Source organism: Ramlibacter sp., from assembly GCA_019635435.1.
Classification (GTDB): domain Bacteria; phylum Pseudomonadota; class Gammaproteobacteria; order Burkholderiales; family Burkholderiaceae_C; genus JAHBZM01.
The window spans coordinates 2,065,116-2,082,677 of sequence record JAHBZM010000001.1; the positions used below are offsets into that span (position 1 = coordinate 2,065,116).

Genomic DNA, 17,562 nt, shown 5'->3' on the forward strand with positions numbered 1-17,562 from the left:
TGCGGTAAGGATCGATATCTGCGCTGAACCCGGGAGAGCCGGTTATGTTGCAGTGCAGCATGGCTGAAGTATAGGGTTATCCCGTGGCATTGCAAGTGATTTTTGCTGCACTGCAACATATTGGGGCGCAACCCCTAAAACGCCCCGGATGGCGGGCCACGACACAATGCGGTCATGCAGGTTTTCTATGCGGACCAGTTCGTGTTGCCACTGCCGGCGGGCCACCGGTTCCCCATGGCCAAGTACCAGTTGCTGCGCGACCAGCTGGCCGCCCACGTGCCGGGCCTGCGCCTGATGCCCGCGCAGCGCGCGAGCGACGGCGAACTGGCCCTGGCCCACAGCCCGGCCTACATCCGCGCCATCCAGGACGGGACCGTGGCGCCACAGGTGATGCGCGAGATCGGCTTTCCCTGGAGCGAGGCCATGGCCGAGCGGGCGCGCCGCTCGGTGGGGGCCACCATCGCGGCCTGCCGCGCCGCTTTCCGGGAGGGGTTGGCCGCGAACATCGCGGGCGGCACGCACCATGCGTATGCCGACAAGGGCGGGGGCTTTTGCGTGTTCAATGATGCCGCCGTGGCCGCGCGGCTCATGCAGGCTGAATGGGCGCGCACCCACCGGCACCCGCTGAAGGTGGCGGTGGTGGACCTGGACGTGCATCAGGGCAATGGCACGGCCAGCCTGTTTCGCGCCGACCCCAGCGTCTTCACGCTGTCCCTGCACGGGCAGAAGAACTTCCCGTTCCGCAAGGAGGCGAGCGACTGGGATGTCGACCTGCCCGATGGCTGCCGGGACGACGAGTACCTGCAGGCGCTGGAGATCGCGCTGGCCGAGATGGAGCGCCGTTTCGAGCCGGGCCTGGTCATCTACCTGGCCGGTGCCGACCCCCACGAGGGCGACCGCCTGGGGCGCCTCAAGCTGACCTGGGACGGCCTGGAGGCCCGCGACCGGCGCGTGTTCGACTGGGCCTGGCAGCGCCGGGTGCCGCTGGCCTTTGCCATGGCCGGTGGCTATGGCCACAGGATCGAGGACACGGTCCAGGTCCAGGTCACCACGTACCGCGTCGCCATGGGCTATTGGCAGCGCTGGCAGAATCGGACGGCATGAGCACTCCCCGCCCCGCCAAACCCGAGCCCGATTCGCGTGACCGCTACCGGGCTTTTCGCACCATCGGCACCCGCTGGATGGACAACGACGCCTACGGGCATGTCAACAACGTCGTCTACTACAGCTGGTTCGACACCGTGGTCAACGCGCACCTGATCGAGCAGGGCGTGCTGGACATTCACCACGGCGAGACCATCGGCCTGGTGATCGAGACGCAATGCAACTACTTTGCCTCGCTGGCCTTCCCGCAGAACATCGAGGCCGGCCTGCGGGTGGCCCACATGGGCACCTCCAGCGTGCGCTATGAGGTGGGCCTGTTTGCCGAAGGCGCGCCCCTGTGTGCCGCCCGGGGCCATTTCGTCCATGTGTATGTGGACCGTCAGCACCGGCGGCCGGTGCCTCTGCCGGCCCCCCTCAAAGCCGTTCTGGAGCAACTTCAATGAGTCTTTCCCAAGTCAGCACCGTGATCAAGGACCGGGCCAGCGTCGACGCCGCGATCGAAAGCCGATTCTCGGCACGCGCCTTCCTGCCCAGGCCGGTGCCGCGCGAGATGATCGCCGACATCCTGAAGGTGGCCAGCCGGGCCGCGTCCGGCACCAACACCCAGCCCTGGAAAACCTATGTGCTGCAGGGCGAAAGCCGGGACAGCCTGGTGCGCAAGGTCTGCGAGGCGCATGACGCGATCTATGCCAACCCGGCGCTGGCGGCCGACTACCGCGAGGAATACGATTACTACCCCGAAAAATGGGTGAGTCCCTACATCGACCGGCGGCGCGAGAACGGCTGGAGCCTGTATGGCCTGCTGGGCATCACCAAGGGCGACAAGGACAAGATGCACGCCCAGCACCAGCGCAACTACAGGTTGTTTGACGCGCCGGTGGGCCTGATGTTCACGCTGGACCGCGTCATGGGCCGGGGCTCGCTGGTCGACTACGGCATGTTCCTGCAAAGCATCATGGTGGCGGCGCGCGCGCGCGGGCTGCACACCTGCCCGCAGGCTGCCTGGAACGGCTTTGCGAAGATCATCCTGCCCCACATCGGCGCCGGACCGGACGAAATGCTGGTGTGCGGCATGGCGATGGGCTATGCCGACGAGTCTGCCCCGGTGAACGGATTTCACACGCCGCGTGAGCCGGTGGCGCAGTTCACGCGCTGGCTCGACTGAAAAAAAGGGGGCGACCCTTCAGGCCGCCCCCTTGCCAGGGCCCTGCGGGACCCCCGCGGCAAGACTACGTCTTGCCAAACCGGCGCTTTGCATCGGTGATGCAGCTGTCCTTGGCCTGGCCGGCCATGGCGTCGCAGCGTTCCACCGCGGCGTTGTAGCGGGCCTCCTGGGTGTCGGCCATGGCGTCCTTGCGTGCATCGGCCGTCTGGTGGGCGCCCTCGGCCTGCGCGGCACTCACCTTGGCGGCGCCCTTGGCGCTCACATGGGCGGCCTTGGCATCCTTGATGCACACGTCCTTGGCGTTGCCTGCAAGGTCATCGCACTTTTCCCTGGCCGTGTCGTACGCCGCGTCGGCCTTGGCGATCAGGACCTTTTCCTGGGCCTTGGCACCGGGCTTGTAGCTGGCCTCCAGCTCCGCCCTGGCGACGTTTTCAGCGCCCTTGACCTCGGACATGCAGATGTCCTTGGCATTGGCCTTCAGGCCCGAGCAGCGCTCCTTGCCGGCCTTGTAGTCGGCTTCGATGCGGTCCTTCTGGGCCTTGTACTCGTCCTTGGTCATGGCGTTGGCGGCGCCGGCCCAGGCGCAGCAGGCCGCAACCGCGAGTGTGATGAGCTGTTGTTTCATGGTGTGGCTCCCGGCAGGGCGGTTGTTCATTGGGATTTTTCGAAGCGGAAGTCCGGGTTGCGCTGCTCCCAGTTCTTGACCTGCTTCTCGGCCTCGTCGCGGGCCAGCCCGTGGCGCTCCTGGATGCGGCCCAGCAGCTGGTCGCGCTTGCCTGCGATGATGTCCACGTCGTCATCGGTCAGCTTGCCCCACTGTTCCTTGACCTTGCCCTTGAACTGCTTCCAGTTGCCTTCCATGCGATCCTGATTCATGGTGTTCTCCAGTTTGAAAGTGAAAAGTTACATGGGCCCCCGGCCTGCGGACCCGCCGCTCGCCGGGGGATGGAAATGACTGTAGGCAGGCCGCGTCGCCGGACCGGTAGGAGGCGCGTGGCACAGGTGGTAGGCAGTGGCCTACAGTGGCCTACAGTGGCCAGCCGGCCCGTGTCAGGCCGCTGAAATGAAGGGTTCCCGTGATTGGGTATGCTCAGCCGCTGGAACTCACAATCGGGCCGACCGGCACAGCGCGCGGCCGTTTTCTGGAGACACGCATGAGACTTTCACGATGGGCCGGCACCTGCCTGGCGATCACGCTCTGGCCGGGCCTGGCGGCCGCCGCTGAATTCAACGGCAGCCAGCTCTCGCCGCTGTGGGGGGCGCCGTTCGCCGGCATCCTGCTGTGCATTGCCGTGATGCCGCTGCTGGCACCGCATTTCTGGCATCACCACTTCGGCAAGGTGGCGGCTGCCTGGTCGCTGGCATTCCTGGTGCCTTTTGCCCTGGCCTTCGGGCCGGGCGTGGCGGGCACCAGCCTGGTCCATGCCCTGCTGGCGGAGTACATCCCGTTCGTGATCCTGCTCACCGCCCTGTTCACCGTGGCCGGCGGCATCTACATCCGCGGCAACCTGCACGGCAGCCCGGGGCTGAACACGTCCATTCTGGCCATCGGCGCCGTGCTGGCGAGCTTCATGGGAACCACGGGCGCGTCCATGCTGCTGATCCGCCCGCTGATCCGGGCCAATGACAACCGGCGGCACACGGCGCATGTGGTGGTGTTCTTCATCTTCATCGTCTCCAACGCAGGGGGCTCGCTGACGCCGCTGGGGGATCCGCCGCTGTTCCTGGGCTTCCTCAAGGGCGTTGACTTCTTCTGGACCGTGGGGCACATCTTCCCCGAGACGCTGTTCCTGGTTGGCACGCTGCTGGCGATCTTCTATGCGCTCGACTCCTGGTTCTATCACCGCCGCGAGGAACTGTCGGCCATGGACCCGACCCCCGATTCGCGCAACATCGGCTTTGACGGCATGGTCAATTTCGCCCTGCTGGGCGGGGTGGTGGGGCTGGTGCTGCTCAGCGGCTTCTGGAAGTCTTCCGTGGTGTTTGATGTGTTCGGCACCGAGGTGGGCCTGCCCGGCCTGGTGCGCGATGTGGGCCTGGTGGCCATCACGCTGGTCTCGCTGAAGATCACGCCCGACACGGTGCACGCGGACAACCAGTTCTCGTGGGGGCCGATGGCCGAGGTGGCCAAGCTCTTCGCCGGCATCTTCCTGACGATCATCCCTGTCATCGCCATGCTCAAGGCCGGGGTCGACGGCCCCTTTGGCGCCATCGTGTCCGCGGTGACACGCGCGGACGGAAGCCCCAATCCCGCGATGTATTTCTGGGCCACCGGCGCGCTGAGCTCGTTCCTTGACAACGCGCCCACCTACCTGGTGTTCTTCAACACCGCGGGGGGTGACCCCAAGGTGCTGATGACCACGCTGGCGCCGACGCTGGCCGCCGTGTCGGCCGGCGCCGTGTTCATGGGCGCCAACACCTACATCGGCAATGCGCCCAACCTGATGGTCAAGGCCATCGCCGAGGACCGCGGCATCAAGATGCCCAGCTTCTTTGGCTACATGCTCTGGTCGTGCGGCATCCTGGTGCCGCTGTTCGTCTTCATGACCTTCATCTGGTTCCGCTGAGGTTTCAACCATGTCCAAGCCTTCCGTCTTTGTCGCGCGCGCAATCTTCCCCGAGGTCATCGACCGCCTGTCCGCGCATTTCGAGGTCGAGTCCAACCAGGCTGATACGGTCTGGACCAAGCCCCAGCTGATCGAAAAGCTGCAGGGCAAGGTGGGCGCCTTCACCACCAGCAGCGAACGTGTCGACGACGAAGTGCTCGCGGCCTGCCCCGGCCTGAAGATCGTGGCCAACATGGCCGTGGGCTACAACAACTTCGACATTCCCGCGATGACCGCGCGCGGGGTGCTGGCCACCAACGCGCCCGATGTGCTGACCGAGACCACGGCCGATTTCGGCTTTGCGCTGCTCATGGCCACCGCGCGCCGGGTCACCGAGAGCGAGCATTTCCTGCGCGCCGGCAAGTGGACCAAGTGGAACTACGAGATGTTCTCGGGCTCCGACATCCACGGCGCGACGCTGGGCATCCTGGGCATGGGCCGCATCGGCCAGGGCATCGCCAGGCGCGGAGCCCACGGCTTTGGCATGAAGGTGATCTACCACAACCGTTCGCGCCTGGCGCCCGAACTGGAAGCGGCCTGCAAGGCCCGCTACGTGAGCAAGGAGGAGCTGCTCGCGCAGGCCGATCACCTGGTGCTGGTGCTGCCGTATTCGGCCTCGTCGCACCATGCGATCGGCGCCGCCGAGCTCGCGCAGATGAAGCCCACGGCCAACCTGGTCAACATCGCGCGCGGCGGCATTGTGGACGACGCCGCGCTGGCCGCGGCCCTGCGCGACAAGCGCATTGCGGCAGCCGGGCTGGACGTGTTCGAGGGCGAGCCCACGGTGCATCCCGACCTGCTCAAGGTGCCCAACGTGGTGCTGACCCCGCACATCGCCAGTGCCACCGTGCCCACGCGGCTGGCCATGGGCAACCTGGCCGCGGACAACCTGATCGGCTACCTGACGCAGGGCAAGCCGCTCACGCCGCTGAACCCTGAAGTGCTGAAAAAATAGGCGAGAGGCGCTCTTGGAACTCTGGCTGTTGATCGGGCTGGCGGCACTCAACCTGCTGCTGCTGGCCGTGTTGCTGCTGCGCAAGCCGGCCACGGGCGCGCAGGAGGCGGCCCGCGCCGAGCTGCTGGCCGCCAACGAGCGGCTGGAGCGCGAGCTGCGCCGCGAGATCAGTGAATCCTCGCGCGGCGCGCGCCAGGAACTCACGCTCAACCTCGCGAGCTTCCAGGAGGCAATGGTCAAGCAGGGCGCCGAGGCCACGCGCACCCAGAACACCCAGATCGATGCCTTTGGCCAGCAGCTTGCGTTGCTGCAGAAGACGCTGGCCGACACCCTGACGCTGCAACTGCAGGGGCTGAGCGAGTCCAACGCCCGCCGGCTGGGCGAGGTGCGCGCCACGCTGGAGGCGCAGCTGATGCAGCTGCAGCAGACCAATGCCACCAAGCTCGACGAGATGCGCCGCACCGTCGACGAAAAACTGCAGACCACGCTGGAAACCCGGCTGGGTGAAAGCTTCAAGCAGGTGGCCGACCGGCTCGAGCAGGTGCACAAGGGCCTGGGCGAGATGCAGACCCTGGCCCAGGGCGTGGGCGACCTGCAGCGCGTGCTGACCAATGTCAAGACCCGCGGCATGTTTGGCGAGGTGCAGCTCGAAGCGCTGCTGGAGCAGGTGCTGACCAACGAGCAGTACGGCAAGCAGGTCGAAACCCGCCCGCACAGCAACCAGCGCGTGGACTTTGCGGTGCGCTTCCCCGGGCGCAGCAGCGACGGCGTGCCAGTGTGGCTGCCGATCGACGCGAAGTTTCCGCGCGAGGACTACGAACGCTTGCTCGATGCCCATGAGCGCGCCGATGCGCCCGCCGCCGAGCTGGCGGCCAAGGCGCTGGAGGCGCGCATCCGGCTCGAGGCCAAGACCATTGCCGCGAGTTATCTGGCGCCGCCGCACACCACCGATTTTGCGATCCTGTTCCTGCCCATCGAGAGCCTGTATGCCGAGGTGCTGCGCCGCCCCGGCCTGATGGACAGCCTGCAGCGCGACTTCCGCGTGACGCTGGCGGGGCCCACCACGCTGCTGGCCATGCTCAACAGCCTGCACATGGGCTTTCGCACCCTGGCGCTGGAGCAGCAGGCGTCACAGGTCTGGAAGGTGCTGGGCGCGGTCAAGACCGAGTTCGACCGCTACGGCAAATGGGTGGAGACCGTGCAGGAGCAGGTGCGCAAGGCCTCGGTCACGCTGGAGAACGCGGCCACGCGCTCCAACCAGATGCGCCGCGCGCTCAAGGTGGTTGAGGCCCTGCCCGAAGCCGAGGCCCAGACCCTGCTGCCACCGCCTGACGAGGCCGACACTTGAACCCCGCCCTGGCCCGCCTGATCGCGGGCCATGTCTTTCTGCACGCCTGCATGGCGGGCATGCGCATGGCGGCGCCGCTGTTCGCGCTGCGCCGCGGCCACAGCGAGGCGGCGGTGGGCGTGCTGCTGGCGCTGTTTGCGCTGACCCAGGTGTTCCTGGCCCTGCCGGCCGGCCGCTATGCCGACCGCCACGGGCTGCGGCGGCCCATGGCCATCAGCGTGGTGGTGGCGGTGCTGGGGGCCGCGCTGGCGGCCGCCTGGCCGGTGTTCCCGGTGCTGTGCCTGAGCGCGCTCATGACCGGTGGCGCGACTGGCGCGGCGTCCATCGCCTTGCAGCGCCATGTGGGCCGCGCCGCGGCGGGGCCGACCCAGCTCAAGCAGGTGTTCTCGTGGCTGGCCATTGGCCCGGCGGTGTCCAACTTTGTCGGGCCCTTCACGGCCGGACTGGTGATCGACCACGCGGGCTTCCGGTTTGCCTTCTTGCTCATGGCGCTGCTGCCGCTGGCCACCTGGTTCTGGGTGCGGCGCACGCAGGAACTGCCGCCGGTGATCCGCGCCGGGGGCGAGCCGCGCGGGCGCGCCTGGGACCTGTTGCGCGAGCCCATGTTCCGGCGCCTGCTGCTGGTCAACTGGTTTCTTTCCTCATGCTGGGACGTGCACACCTTTGTCGTGCCCATCCTGGGCAATGAGCGCGGGCTCAGTGCCTCGGTGATCGGCAGCATCCTGGGCGCCTTCGCCGTGGCGGCGGCGGCCGTGCGCGTGGTGCTGCCGCTGCTGGCCCACCACCTGCGGGAATGGGCCGTGATTGCCACGGCGATGCTGGCGACGGCGGCGCTGTTCGGCGTCTATCCCTTCCTGCATTCGGCGCTGGCCATGGGGCTGTGTTCGGTGCTGCTGGGCGTGGCGCTGGGCTCGGTGCAGCCCATGGTCATGAGCACCCTGCACCAGATCACGCCCGAGGCCCGGCATGGCGAGGCGCTGGCGCTGCGGCTGATGGCCATCAACGCATCGAGCGTGCTGATGCCCATGCTGTTCGGCGTGGCCGGCGCCGTGATCGGCATCTCCGGCGTGTTCTGGTTTGTCGGCGCCGTGGTCGGGCTGGGCGCCCACACGGCCACGCGGCTCAAAGCTTGTAAAACGCCTTGACGAGGTCCCAGGCGGTCTGCGCATCGTCGGCGAACTGCAGCAGCTTGAGGTCGTCCGGCGAGATCACGCCTTCGTCCACCAGCATCTCGAAGTTGATCAGCTTCTTCCAGTAGTCGGAGCCAAACAGCACGATGGGCACGGGCTTGGCCTTGCGCGTCTGCACCAGGGTGATGACTTCAAACAGCTCGTCCAGCGTGCCGAAGCCCCCGGGAAACGCCACCAGCGCCTTGGCGCGCATCATGAAATGCATCTTGCGCAGCGCGAAGTAGTGGAACTTGAAATTGAGCGCCGGCGTGACGTAGGGGTTGGCGGCTTCTTCCATGGGCAGCGCAATGGTCAGGCCCACGCTGATGCCCTTGCCCTCGTGCGCGCCCTGGTTGGCGGCCTGCATGATGCCGGGGCCCCCGCCGGTGCAGACGAACAGCTTGTCGGCCGGGTCCTTGCCCTCGCTGTACTGCGCCACCAGCTTGCCAAAGGCCCGGGCCTTCTCGTAGTAGTGGGCGTTGCGCGCCAGGCTCTTGGCCCGGCGGATGCGGGCCTCGTCGCCGCTGGCCAGCGCATCGGCCACCAGCTCGGCGGCGCGGCCTTCGTCGTGGAAGCGCGCGCTGCCGAACACCACCACGGTGTTCTCGATGCCGTGGGCCTGCTGCTCCAGGTCGGGCTTGAGCATCTCGAGCTGGAAGCGGATCCCGCGCGTCTCGCGGCGCAGCAGGAATTCGGGGTCGGCAAAGGCCAGCCGGCTGGCGTCGCTGTGCAGCGGCACGCCGTCGCGGGCGTGGGACTGGAGGGTGGCCCAGGCGTCGGCCAGGCGCGTGTCGTGCAGGTCTTGGGTGGATTCCATGGCGCTATTCTCACGCCAATTCAGGCCATTCCCGGAGAGGCGGGGGCGACTTTCTCCGGTATCCTTGCCCGCGGAGAGAGATTCATGACATGAACGGGGACACATCACCGGCTTACCACGTGCTGCTCGAGGGCCGCAGCATGGGGCCCTACGACCGGCGCACCATCGTCGGCATGCGCATCAAGAAAACGCTGACCAGCGACGACGTGCTGATCGACAGCTCGGGCACGCGCCTGACCGTGGGCGACCTGCTGGGCCGGCGGGTCTCGCAAAACGGCTTCAATGCCTCGCGCAGCGGGGTGTATTCGCTGGTCAAGGGCACCTACGCCGCCAGCCTGATGGGCCGCAAGGGCCGGGGCTTTCATGTGCCGGCGTTCAGTGGCGAGCTTGAAGTGCGGGTCCAGGGTGACGTGATGCGCATCGCGGGGCGGTTCCGCAAGGCCCTGGGCTGGAAGGACGACCGCATCAAGATCCCGCTGTCGGCCTTTGCCCATGCCCGCACGGTGGGTTCGCGTGTCGATCTGTGGCTGCGTGGCCCGGCCCAGGCGGCCGGCGCGCCGCTGCAGCGCCTGTCGCTGGAACTGTTCAGCCCCGAGTCCGCGGGGGAACTGGTGGAGTGGCTGCCGGCGGCCACGCCGCCCACGCCTGAGCTTGCGCTGATGCATGGCGGCGGTGGTGTGTCCAGCAGCTACCTGGTCTGGATCGCCCTGATCGGCGTGATTGCCGTGCTCACCCTGGTGGCGCTGGTGCTGGTGTTTCGCCGGGCACTGTAGCCCCGCGGCCGGCCAGCCAGCGCAGCAGCAGCGGCTGGGCGGCTTCCAGGCCCTTGTAGGCCAGCACGGCCGGCGACATCGACTGCAGGGCACCATGCAGCCCGCCGGCCTGCGCCGGCGTGGCCACGGCCTCGGCCAGCGGCTGCAGCGTCACGCCGATGGTGAACACGGCCTGGGCCTGGCCGGGCACCGGCAAAAAGGTCTGGCGTTCCACGCGCACAAAGCACCGGGCTGCGAAAGCAGCGGGATCGTCGGTGGCGGGCCAGGGGGCGCGCGGCTGGCGCCGCAGGTGCTGGTCGTGGCGGGCCGAGGGCGAGATGGTCCAGACAAAGCGCTCCCAGGCGGTGCCCGAGGTCACGAGTTGCACCAGCGCGCCGCTGGCCGCGAGCAGGCGGGCGTTGTCGGCGACCGGGCCATGGATCGCGGCGAGCGACTGCCCCAGCTTGTCTTCCGGGGCCCAGTGCGAGGGCGTGCACACGCACAGCCAGGGCACGGTGCCGGTGGCGGCGTCCAGCAACGCCAGATCCTCCGAAACCGCCAGTTCCAGCGGCGTTTCTACATCAAAAGTGCCTGGAGTCCAGGTGGCACGGGCATGTTGCGCTATGGATTCAATAGCAAACCGGGGGTCGAAGCCCGGCACGCACCAGCGTGACTGGCCGGCCTGCAGCACCTGCTGCTTCTCGCGGTACAGCGCGCTGCCGGCGGGCAGCGGCGTCAGGTGGGCTTCACCGGGGCCCATGCGGCGCAAGCCCGGCTGCATGCGAAACGGCCGGTCGAGCAACGCGAGGTCGAAGCTCATGAGCGTTCGCCCGCCCGGCGCCCCGCGCGGGGCGTGGCCCGCAAAAAAGGCTCCCGCGGGAGCCTTGGTGCCGGAGAAAGAGCCACCTCAGACGCGCCGGCGGTACTCACCGGTGCGGGTGTCGATTTCGACCTTGTCGCCCTGGGAGACGAACAGCGGCACCGGCACTTCAAAGCCGGTGGCCAGCTTGGCGGGCTTGAGCACCTTGCCCGAGGTGTCGCCCTTGACGGCGGGTTCGGTCCAGGTGATTTCGCGCTCGACGCTGGTGGGCAGTTCGACCGAGATGGCCTTGCCGTCATAGAACACCACTTCGACCGTCATGCCGTCTTCGAGGTAGTTGAGCGCGTCGCCCATGTTCTCGGCCTCGACTTCGTACTGGTTGTATTCGCTGTCCATGCAGACGTACATCGGGTCGGCGAAGTAGGAGTAGGTGCACTCCTTCTTGTCCAGCACGATCTGGTCCATCTTGTCGTCGGCCTTGAACACCACTTCGGTGTTGAAGTTGGCGATCAGGCTCTTGAGCTTCATGCGCACGGTGGCCGAGTTGCGGCCGCCACGGCTGTATTCGGTCTTGAGGACGACCATCGGGTCCTTGCCGTGCATGATCACGTTGCCAGCGCGGATTTCTTGAGCGATTTTCATAACAGTCTTGAGGTTGGGCCGCACGGCGACGGTTCAAGTCGGGGTGCCATGCAGCGGGGGCGCGCCGGTTGCCTTCGGGGCAAGCTTCGCAAAGCCTTGAATTTTAACGCTTTTTCGAAACGAATCGAATCAGCTGGGTGGCCAGGTCGGCTTGCCCCAGCAGCCGGCCCCGCAAGGACAGGGCGGCCTCCTGCCACGCCAGCGGTTCAAACGGGGCCAGCGGGCCCGCCGCCGTGGCGTTCCAGCCGCGCTGGAACCGGGCCCAGTCCGGCGGCGGCGCCAGCTGGTCCAGGAAGGCCTCGAGCTTGGCGTGGTGGGCGTTGTCGTGCTGCGGGTAGATGTGCCAGGCAAAGGGGCGGCCGGCCCACAGGGCGCGCACCAGCGAGTCTTCGCCGCGCACGAAATTGAAGTCGCAGGCCCACAGCAGGTGGTCATAGTCCGGCTGGTCCAGCAGCGGCAGCCAGCTCAGGCGCAGCTGGTGCCGGTGGTTCCAGGCCGGGTCGGCGGAGCTCAGGGCGTCCAGGGCTGCGCGCGCGGCCGCTGTGGCGCGGCCTGCCGTGACCAGCAGGTGCGTGGGCTGCGCCGCCTGCGCGCATTGCAGCATCCAGGCGGGCAGGGCGGCCGGTTCGTAGCAAAAGAGCGAGACCAGGCGCGCGCCATCGCGGGCCAGGCCCTGGCCCGCCAGCCAGGCGTCGGGGTCGAAGCGGGCCTGGCGCCCGGCCAGGTCCGGCTCGCGCAGCAGGCCGCCGGTGCGGGGCGTGAAGCCCGGGTAGAAGAAGTGCTTGGTCAGCCCGGCGCCGGGTCCGCTCATCACGGGCGAGGGCAGGCCGTGCACGCGCTCGACAAACGGCTCGGCGCTGAGGTATTCCAGGTTGATCCAGCAGCCATTGTGGCCTGTAGTCCTTGCCTGGCGGGCATAAGCTGCTATGAATTCAGGAGTGGGGTCGCAGCCGAAGGCCTCCACCACCACCTCGCCGGGCTCGGGGAACACGGTGTGGGCGTCCCACCGGCCCACCTGCACGCCCGGCGCGCCGGCGGGCGCCATCCAGCGCAGTGCCTCGGGCTCGTCCACCCACAGCCGGGCCTGCTCGCCGCGCGACGCCAGATCGGCGCACAGCCGCCAGCACACGCCCAGGTCGCCGTGGTTGTCAATGACCTTGCAGAAGATGTCCCAGCGCATGGCGCGATTGTCCATGCCCGCGCGATGCCGGCCGGATTGATGACAATACGGGCCTATGTCCGACGTTCACCCGCCCGCCCTGCTTGCCGAAGTGGCCGCGCTGCCCGCGCTGCCGGGCGTGTACCGCTACTTTGACGCCGAGGGCGGCGTGCTCTACGTGGGCAAGGCGCGCAACCTCAAGAAGCGCGTGTCCAGCTACTTCCAGAAGAACCATGGCGGCACGCGCATCGGCCACATGGTCAGCAAGATCGTGCGCATGGAGACCACGGCGGTGCGCTCCGAGGCCGAGGCCCTGCTGCTTGAGAACAACCTGATCAAGACGCTCAACCCGCGCTACAACATCCTGTTTCGCGACGACAAGAGCTACCCCTACCTGAAGATCACGGGCGCCCGGCTGCCCGCGGCCGCCGCCCCGGCGGACAGCCCCGCGCCGCAAGCCGCCGGGGAGCGCGTGGTGGCCGCGGCGTTTCCCCGCGTGGCCTATTACCGCGGCGCGGTGGACCGGCGGCACAGCTACTTTGGCCCGTACCCCAGCGCCTGGGCCGTGAAGGAGTCGATCCAGCTGCTGCAGAAGGTGTTCCGCCTGCGCACCTGCGAGGACACGGTGTTCAGCAACCGCACGCGGCCCTGCCTGCTGTACCAGATCAAGCGCTGCTCGGGCCCGTGCGTGGGCCATATCGCCCCCGAGGCCTACGCGCAGGACGTGCTCAACGCCGCGGCCTTCCTGCGCGGCGACACGCAGGTCGTGCTCGATGCGCTGGAGGGCCGCATGATGGCGCACGCCAACCGCCTGGAGTTCGAGCAGGCCGCCGAGTTGCGCAACCAGATGACGGCGCTGTCCAAGGTGCTGCACCAGCAGTCGGTGGACACGGTGTCCGACAAGGACGTGGACATCCTCGCGGTCAAGGTGCAGGGCGGCAAGGCCTGCGTGAACCTGGCCATGGTGCGCGGCGGGCGGCACCTGGGTGACCGACCTTACTTCCCGACCCATGTGGAAGACGCCGCGGCCTGGCAGGCGCTGGACGAGGACGAGGAGAGGGACGATGGCGCCATCGCCGTGGCCGCCGCGCCGCCCGGGGCGGTCGAGGCCCGGGTGCTCGAGGCCTTCATCGCGCAGCACTACATCGGCGTGCCGGTGCCTCCGGCGCTGATTACCAGCGAGCCGGTCAGCAGGACGCTGGTCGAGGCGCTCACCGAACAAAGCGGTGTGCGCGTGAGCGCCGTGCACAACCCGCGCGAGCAGCGCCGGATCTGGCTTGAAATGGCGCAGAAGAACGCCGCGCTGCAGCTCGCGCGCCTGCTGGCCGAGGAGGGCTCGCAGCAGGCCCGCACGCGCGCGCTGGTCGATGCGCTGGACCTGGCGCCCGACAACCTGGACACATTCCGTATCGAGTGTTTCGACATCTCCCACACGGCGGGCGAGGCCACGCAGGCATCCTGCGTGGTGTTCCACCACCACAAGATGCAGAACAGCGAATACCGCCGCTACAACATCGACGGCATCACGCCTGGCGACGATTACGCGGCCATGCGCCAGGTGCTGACGCGGCGCTACAGCAAGCTGGCCGAGGCCGGGCGCGACCCGGCCAATGCCACGCCGCCCGCGGGCAGCAACGTGGCCCGGCTGCCCGATCTGGTGCTGGTGGACGGTGGCAAGGGCCAGGTCAGCATGGCGCGCGAGGTCTTCGCCGAACTGGGCCTGGACCTGGGCCTGATCGCGGGCGTTGAAAAGGGCGAGGGCCGCAAGGTGGGCCTGGAGGAGCTGGTGTTCGCCGATGGCCGCGACAAGGTCTACCTGGGCAAGGACTCGGCCGCGCTGATGCTGGTGGCGCAGATCCGCGACGAGGCCCACCGGTTTGCCATCACCGGCATGCGGGCGCAGCGCGCGCGCGTGCGCACCGGCGGCAGCAAGCTGGAAGAAATTCCCGGCATCGGCGCCAAGCGCCGTGCCAAACTGCTGCAGCGTTTTGGCGGCATTCGCGGCGTGGCCTCGGCGGGCGTGGAGGACATCGCCACCGTGGACGGCATTTCCAGGGAACTGGCAGAGGAGATTTATCGTGCGCTTCATTAAATGGATGGGAACGGCCTGCGTGGCGATCCTGGCGGCCTGTGCGAGCCGGCCCATGCCGCCCGACACCCCCGTGCCGCCGCCCACCCCCGTGGCACCGCCCGCCGCGGGCACGGCGCCGGGGCCCGCGGCGCCGCCCCCGGTGGTGCACCAGGCACCGGCGCGCGACTGGGACGAGTACAAGCTGCGCGTGGCCCGCCGCATCGTGCAGACCAGCGGGGACGAGACCTTCAGCGGCCCGGTGCCCGAGCGCCTGCAGTCGATCCCGGTGCTGCAGGTGCAGCTCAACCGCGATGGCAGCGTGCGCAACATCGAGGTCCTGCGCGTGCCCAAGTTCTCGCCGCAGACGCTGCAGATGGCCATGAAGGCGATCCGCCGCGCGGGGCCGTTTGAGCCCGTGGGCCACCTGCCCCGGCCCTGGCAGTACAGCGAGACTTTCCTCTACAACGACGACCTGAAGTTCCAGATCCGCTCGCTCGCCGAAGTCCAGTAGCGCGACGGGCTTGCCGCCTCGTGACAGAATCGGGCATGTTCTTCACGATACCCACCCTGTTCACCTGGACCCGCATTGTTGCGATTCCGCTGATCGTGGGGGTGTTCTACGTCTGGCCCGAGCGCTCCATCAGCAACCTCGCGGCCACCATCATGTTCGTAGTGTTCGCGTTGACCGACTGGCTCGACGGCTACCTTGCGCGCAAGCTCAACCAGACCTCGTCGTTCGGGGCCTTCCTCGACCCCGTGGCCGACAAGTTCCTGGTGTGCGCGTCGCTGCTGGTGCTGGTGCACCTGCAGCGCGCCGATGTGTTCGTGGCACTGATCATCATCGGCCGCGAGATCGCGATCTCGGCCCTGCGCGAGTGGATGGCGCAGATCGGCGCCGCCAAGAGCGTGGCGGTCCACATGCTGGGCAAGGTCAAGACCACGGTGCAGATGGTGGCCATTCCCTTCCTGCTCTATGACGGGCGGCTGTTCGGCGTGATCGACACCGGCGTCTGGGGCACCTGGCTGATCTGGCTGGCGGCCGTGCTCACGGTCTGGTCCATGGTCTATTACCTGCAAAAAGCCTTGCCGGAGATCCGGGCCCGCGCCAAATGAGCCAGCCCGTGGGTGAGGGCGCCCTGGTGCGGGCGATGCCGGCGGTGTTCGTGCTGATCTGGAGCACGGGTTTCATCGTGGCGCGCTTTGGCATGCCGCATTCGCCGCCCATGACCTTCCTGGCGCTGCGCTACTTCCTGTCGGTGCTGTGCTTTGCGCTGTGGGCCGGTCTGTCCAAAGCGGTGTGGCCTGCCGGGCGCGCCCAGTGGAAGCACCTGGCGGTCACCGGGGTGCTCATGCACGCGGGCTACCTGGGCGGTGTCTGGTCGGCCGTCAAGCTGGGCATGGGGGCGGGGCTGGTGGCGCTGCTGGTGGGCCTGCAACCGGTGCTGACCGCGGTGTGGGTGTCGTCCCGCGGCGGGCAGGTGTCGCGGCGCCAGTGGTCGGGCTTTGCGCTGGGCTTCGCAGGCCTGGCGCTGGTGGTCTGGCAGAAGCTGGGGCTGGGCGAGATCAGCGCGATCAACCTCGCACTGGCGGCGCTGGCCCTGCTCAGCATGACCGCCGGCACGCTGTACCAGAAACGCTACCTGGCGCCCTGCGACGTGCGCACGGCCAGCTTCGTGCAGCTTTCGGCGGCGTTTGTGGTGACGCTGCCACTTGCGCTGCTCGAGCCCGAGGCCATGCACTGGGTCCCGGCGCTCGCGGGCGCCATGGCCTGGTCGGTGCTGGCGCTGACGCTGGGCGGCAGTTCGCTGCTGTACCTGCTGATCCAGCGCGGCGCGGCTACGGCGGTCACCAGCCTGCTGTACCTCGTTCCGCCGTGCACCGCCGTGATGGCCTGGGCCCTGTTTGGCGAAAGCATCACCGCCTTCACCGTGGCTGGCATGGCACTCACCGCCGTGGGGGTGAGCCTCGTGGTGCGGCAGCCGGGGTGAGCTTCCAGGGCTCGCCGCGAAACTGCTCCGCGAGGAAGTCGATCAGCAACCGGATGCGCCGTGGCACCTGGGGCCGGTAGGGCGCGAGCCAGTGGATGTCGGCGTCGGCCATGGCATGGTCAGGCAGCACCCGCACCAGCTGGCCCGAGGCGAGTTGCGGCGCGATGTCCCAGAGGCTGCGCAGCATGATGCCGCGCCCCGCCAGGCACCAGTCGCGCACCGCCTCGCCCGAGTTGCTGGACAGCGGCCCCTGCACCCGCACGCGCACCGGTGTGCGCTCGCGGCCCCGGTTCAGTTGCCACACGTCAAAGCGCTGGCCCGGCGCGTTGCCGTTCTCGCGCGTGATCAGGCAAGCGTGCTCCTGCAGTGCCTGCGGGTCCCCGGGCATGCCGTGCTCGCGCAGGTAGGCCGGCGCGGCCACGAGGACGCGCTGGTTGCGCGCGAGCCGGCGCGACACCCATTGGCTGGCCGGGCGGCCCTGCACCGACCACAGCCACACCGCACCGTCAAAACCCTGGGCACCCAGCTCGGGCAATTGCTCGGTGAGCTGCAGCTGCACCGACAGGCGCGGGTAGCGCGCCTGGAACACGGCCAGCGCGGGCGCCAGCCAGAGCCGGCCAAAGCCAAAGGTGGCCGCCAGCCGGATCAGCCCCGCGGGCTGGGTTTGCCGCTCCTGCAGCTCGGCTTCCAGCTCCTGGAAGCCCTGGAGCAGGCCGGTGGCGCGTTCACACAGGGCCTCGCCTTCGGCGGTGGGGCTGACGCGCCGCGTGGTGCGCGAAAACAGCCGCGTGCCCAGGCGCGCTTCCAGCGCGGCCAGCCGCTTGGTGACGGCGGGTGGGGCCAGGCCCAGCGCGGCGGCCGCGGCCGAAAGGCTGCCATGGTCGCGGATGGCCAGTGCAAGCTCGAGTTCGTGACGTTCCATCAATTTCTTTTCAGGAAATAATTGATTGCCAGATTATTGCTTGA

19 protein-coding genes are annotated in these 17,562 nt (G+C 68.2%); 12 read left to right on the forward strand and 7 right to left on the reverse strand.

Annotation, left to right across the window (positions count from 1 at the left end; genetic code table 11):
- Nucleotides 1–174: 174 nt before the first annotated feature.
- Genes KF796_09930 through KF796_09940 form a run of 3 tightly spaced genes read left to right on the forward strand, consistent with a single transcriptional unit; the run spans nucleotide 175 to nucleotide 2,269 of the window.
- A complete protein-coding gene (locus tag KF796_09930) occupies nucleotides 175–1,104 on the forward strand; it encodes a histone deacetylase (GenBank protein MBX3586956.1) in 930 nt (309 codons plus the stop codon).
- Complete coding sequence (locus KF796_09935; GenBank protein ID MBX3586957.1) at nucleotides 1,101–1,547, forward strand: acyl-CoA thioesterase; 447 nt, start codon at nucleotides 1,101–1,103, stop codon at nucleotides 1,545–1,547. Before KF796_09930 ends, KF796_09935 begins: the two co-directional genes overlap by 4 nt.
- Nucleotides 1,544–2,269: a nitroreductase gene (locus KF796_09940; protein MBX3586958.1), complete on the forward strand. Its 726-nt coding sequence runs from the start codon at nucleotides 1,544–1,546 to the stop codon at nucleotides 2,267–2,269. Before KF796_09935 ends, KF796_09940 begins: the two co-directional genes overlap by 4 nt.
- A gap of 64 nt (nucleotides 2,270–2,333) precedes the next feature.
- On the opposite strand, the gene KF796_09945 is transcribed toward KF796_09940, so the two are convergent.
- Together KF796_09945 and KF796_09950 are read right to left on the reverse strand one after the other, a co-directional pair.
- Nucleotides 2,334–2,894, reverse strand: coding sequence for a hypothetical protein (locus KF796_09945; protein MBX3586959.1), 561 nt, complete (start codon nucleotides 2,892–2,894; stop codon nucleotides 2,334–2,336).
- 26 nt (nucleotides 2,895–2,920) lie between these two features.
- Nucleotides 2,921–3,145 (reverse strand): CsbD family protein, encoded by a 225-nt coding sequence (locus KF796_09950; protein ID MBX3586960.1) that lies wholly within the window; start codon nucleotides 3,143–3,145, stop codon nucleotides 2,921–2,923.
- A gap of 278 nt (nucleotides 3,146–3,423) precedes the next feature.
- Here KF796_09950 and KF796_09955 point away from each other — a divergent pair, with 278 nt between their 5' ends.
- The 4 genes from KF796_09955 to KF796_09970 are packed head-to-tail and all read left to right on the forward strand — an operon-like array spanning nucleotide 3,424 to nucleotide 8,323.
- Nucleotides 3,424–4,836 carry a sodium:proton antiporter gene (locus tag KF796_09955; GenBank protein ID MBX3586961.1) on the forward strand — a complete coding sequence of 471 codons (1,413 nt, stop codon included), beginning with the start codon at nucleotides 3,424–3,426 and terminating at the stop codon, nucleotides 4,834–4,836.
- Between the two features lie 10 nt (nucleotides 4,837–4,846).
- Nucleotides 4,847–5,830: a D-glycerate dehydrogenase gene (locus KF796_09960; GenBank protein ID MBX3586962.1), complete on the forward strand. Its 984-nt coding sequence runs from the start codon at nucleotides 4,847–4,849 to the stop codon at nucleotides 5,828–5,830.
- 13 nt (nucleotides 5,831–5,843) lie between these two features.
- The gene (rmuC, locus tag KF796_09965; protein MBX3586963.1) at nucleotides 5,844–7,178 is read left to right on the forward strand and encodes a DNA recombination protein RmuC; all 1,335 of its coding nucleotides are present in this window, start codon (nucleotides 5,844–5,846) and stop codon (nucleotides 7,176–7,178) included.
- On the forward strand, nucleotides 7,175–8,323 hold the full coding sequence (locus tag KF796_09970; GenBank protein MBX3586964.1) for an MFS transporter: 1,149 nt from the start codon (nucleotides 7,175–7,177) through the stop codon (nucleotides 8,321–8,323). Before rmuC ends, KF796_09970 begins: the two co-directional genes overlap by 4 nt.
- On the opposite strand, the gene KF796_09975 is transcribed toward KF796_09970, so the two are convergent.
- Nucleotides 8,301–9,164 (reverse strand): TIGR00730 family Rossman fold protein, encoded by an 864-nt coding sequence (locus KF796_09975; protein ID MBX3586965.1) that lies wholly within the window; start codon nucleotides 9,162–9,164, stop codon nucleotides 8,301–8,303. The genes KF796_09970 and KF796_09975 overlap by 23 nt on opposite strands.
- A gap of 89 nt (nucleotides 9,165–9,253) precedes the next feature.
- On the opposite strand from KF796_09975, the gene KF796_09980 reads away from it, so the two are divergent.
- Entirely contained in the window at nucleotides 9,254–9,937 is a 684-nt protein-coding gene (locus KF796_09980) for a hypothetical protein (protein MBX3586966.1), read from the forward strand.
- Here KF796_09980 and KF796_09985 read toward each other — a convergent pair.
- From KF796_09985 to earP, 3 genes are all read right to left on the reverse strand, one after another.
- A complete protein-coding gene (locus tag KF796_09985) occupies nucleotides 9,894–10,736 on the reverse strand; it encodes a DUF3445 domain-containing protein (protein ID MBX3586967.1) in 843 nt (280 codons plus the stop codon). The genes KF796_09980 and KF796_09985 overlap by 44 nt on opposite strands.
- A gap of 87 nt (nucleotides 10,737–10,823) precedes the next feature.
- On the reverse strand, nucleotides 10,824–11,378 hold the full coding sequence (gene efp / locus KF796_09990; protein MBX3586968.1) for an elongation factor P: 555 nt from the start codon (nucleotides 11,376–11,378) through the stop codon (nucleotides 10,824–10,826).
- Nucleotides 11,379–11,481: 103 nt separating this feature from the next.
- Nucleotides 11,482–12,558, reverse strand: coding sequence for an elongation factor P maturation arginine rhamnosyltransferase EarP (gene earP / locus KF796_09995; protein MBX3586969.1), 1,077 nt, complete (start codon nucleotides 12,556–12,558; stop codon nucleotides 11,482–11,484).
- A gap of 55 nt (nucleotides 12,559–12,613) precedes the next feature.
- Here earP and KF796_10000 point away from each other — a divergent pair, with 55 nt between their 5' ends.
- Genes KF796_10000 through KF796_10015 form a run of 4 tightly spaced genes read left to right on the forward strand, consistent with a single transcriptional unit; the run spans nucleotide 12,614 to nucleotide 16,596 of the window.
- Entirely contained in the window at nucleotides 12,614–14,629 is a 2,016-nt protein-coding gene (locus tag KF796_10000; GenBank protein ID MBX3586970.1) for an excinuclease ABC subunit UvrC, read from the forward strand.
- A gap of 4 nt (nucleotides 14,630–14,633) precedes the next feature.
- On the forward strand, nucleotides 14,634–15,119 hold the full coding sequence (locus KF796_10005; GenBank protein MBX3586971.1) for a hypothetical protein: 486 nt from the start codon (nucleotides 14,634–14,636) through the stop codon (nucleotides 15,117–15,119).
- A 35-nt stretch (nucleotides 15,120–15,154) separates the two neighbouring features.
- Nucleotides 15,155–15,721: a CDP-diacylglycerol--glycerol-3-phosphate 3-phosphatidyltransferase gene (gene pgsA, locus KF796_10010; protein ID MBX3586972.1), complete on the forward strand. Its 567-nt coding sequence runs from the start codon at nucleotides 15,155–15,157 to the stop codon at nucleotides 15,719–15,721.
- A gap of 35 nt (nucleotides 15,722–15,756) precedes the next feature.
- A complete protein-coding gene (locus KF796_10015; protein MBX3586973.1) occupies nucleotides 15,757–16,596 on the forward strand; it encodes a DMT family transporter in 840 nt (279 codons plus the stop codon).
- Here the strand turns inward: KF796_10015 and KF796_10020 are convergent.
- Nucleotides 16,553–17,518 (reverse strand): LysR family transcriptional regulator, encoded by a 966-nt coding sequence (locus KF796_10020; protein ID MBX3586974.1) that lies wholly within the window; start codon nucleotides 17,516–17,518, stop codon nucleotides 16,553–16,555. The genes KF796_10015 and KF796_10020 overlap by 44 nt on opposite strands.
- Between the last annotated feature and the right edge of the window lie 44 nt (nucleotides 17,519–17,562).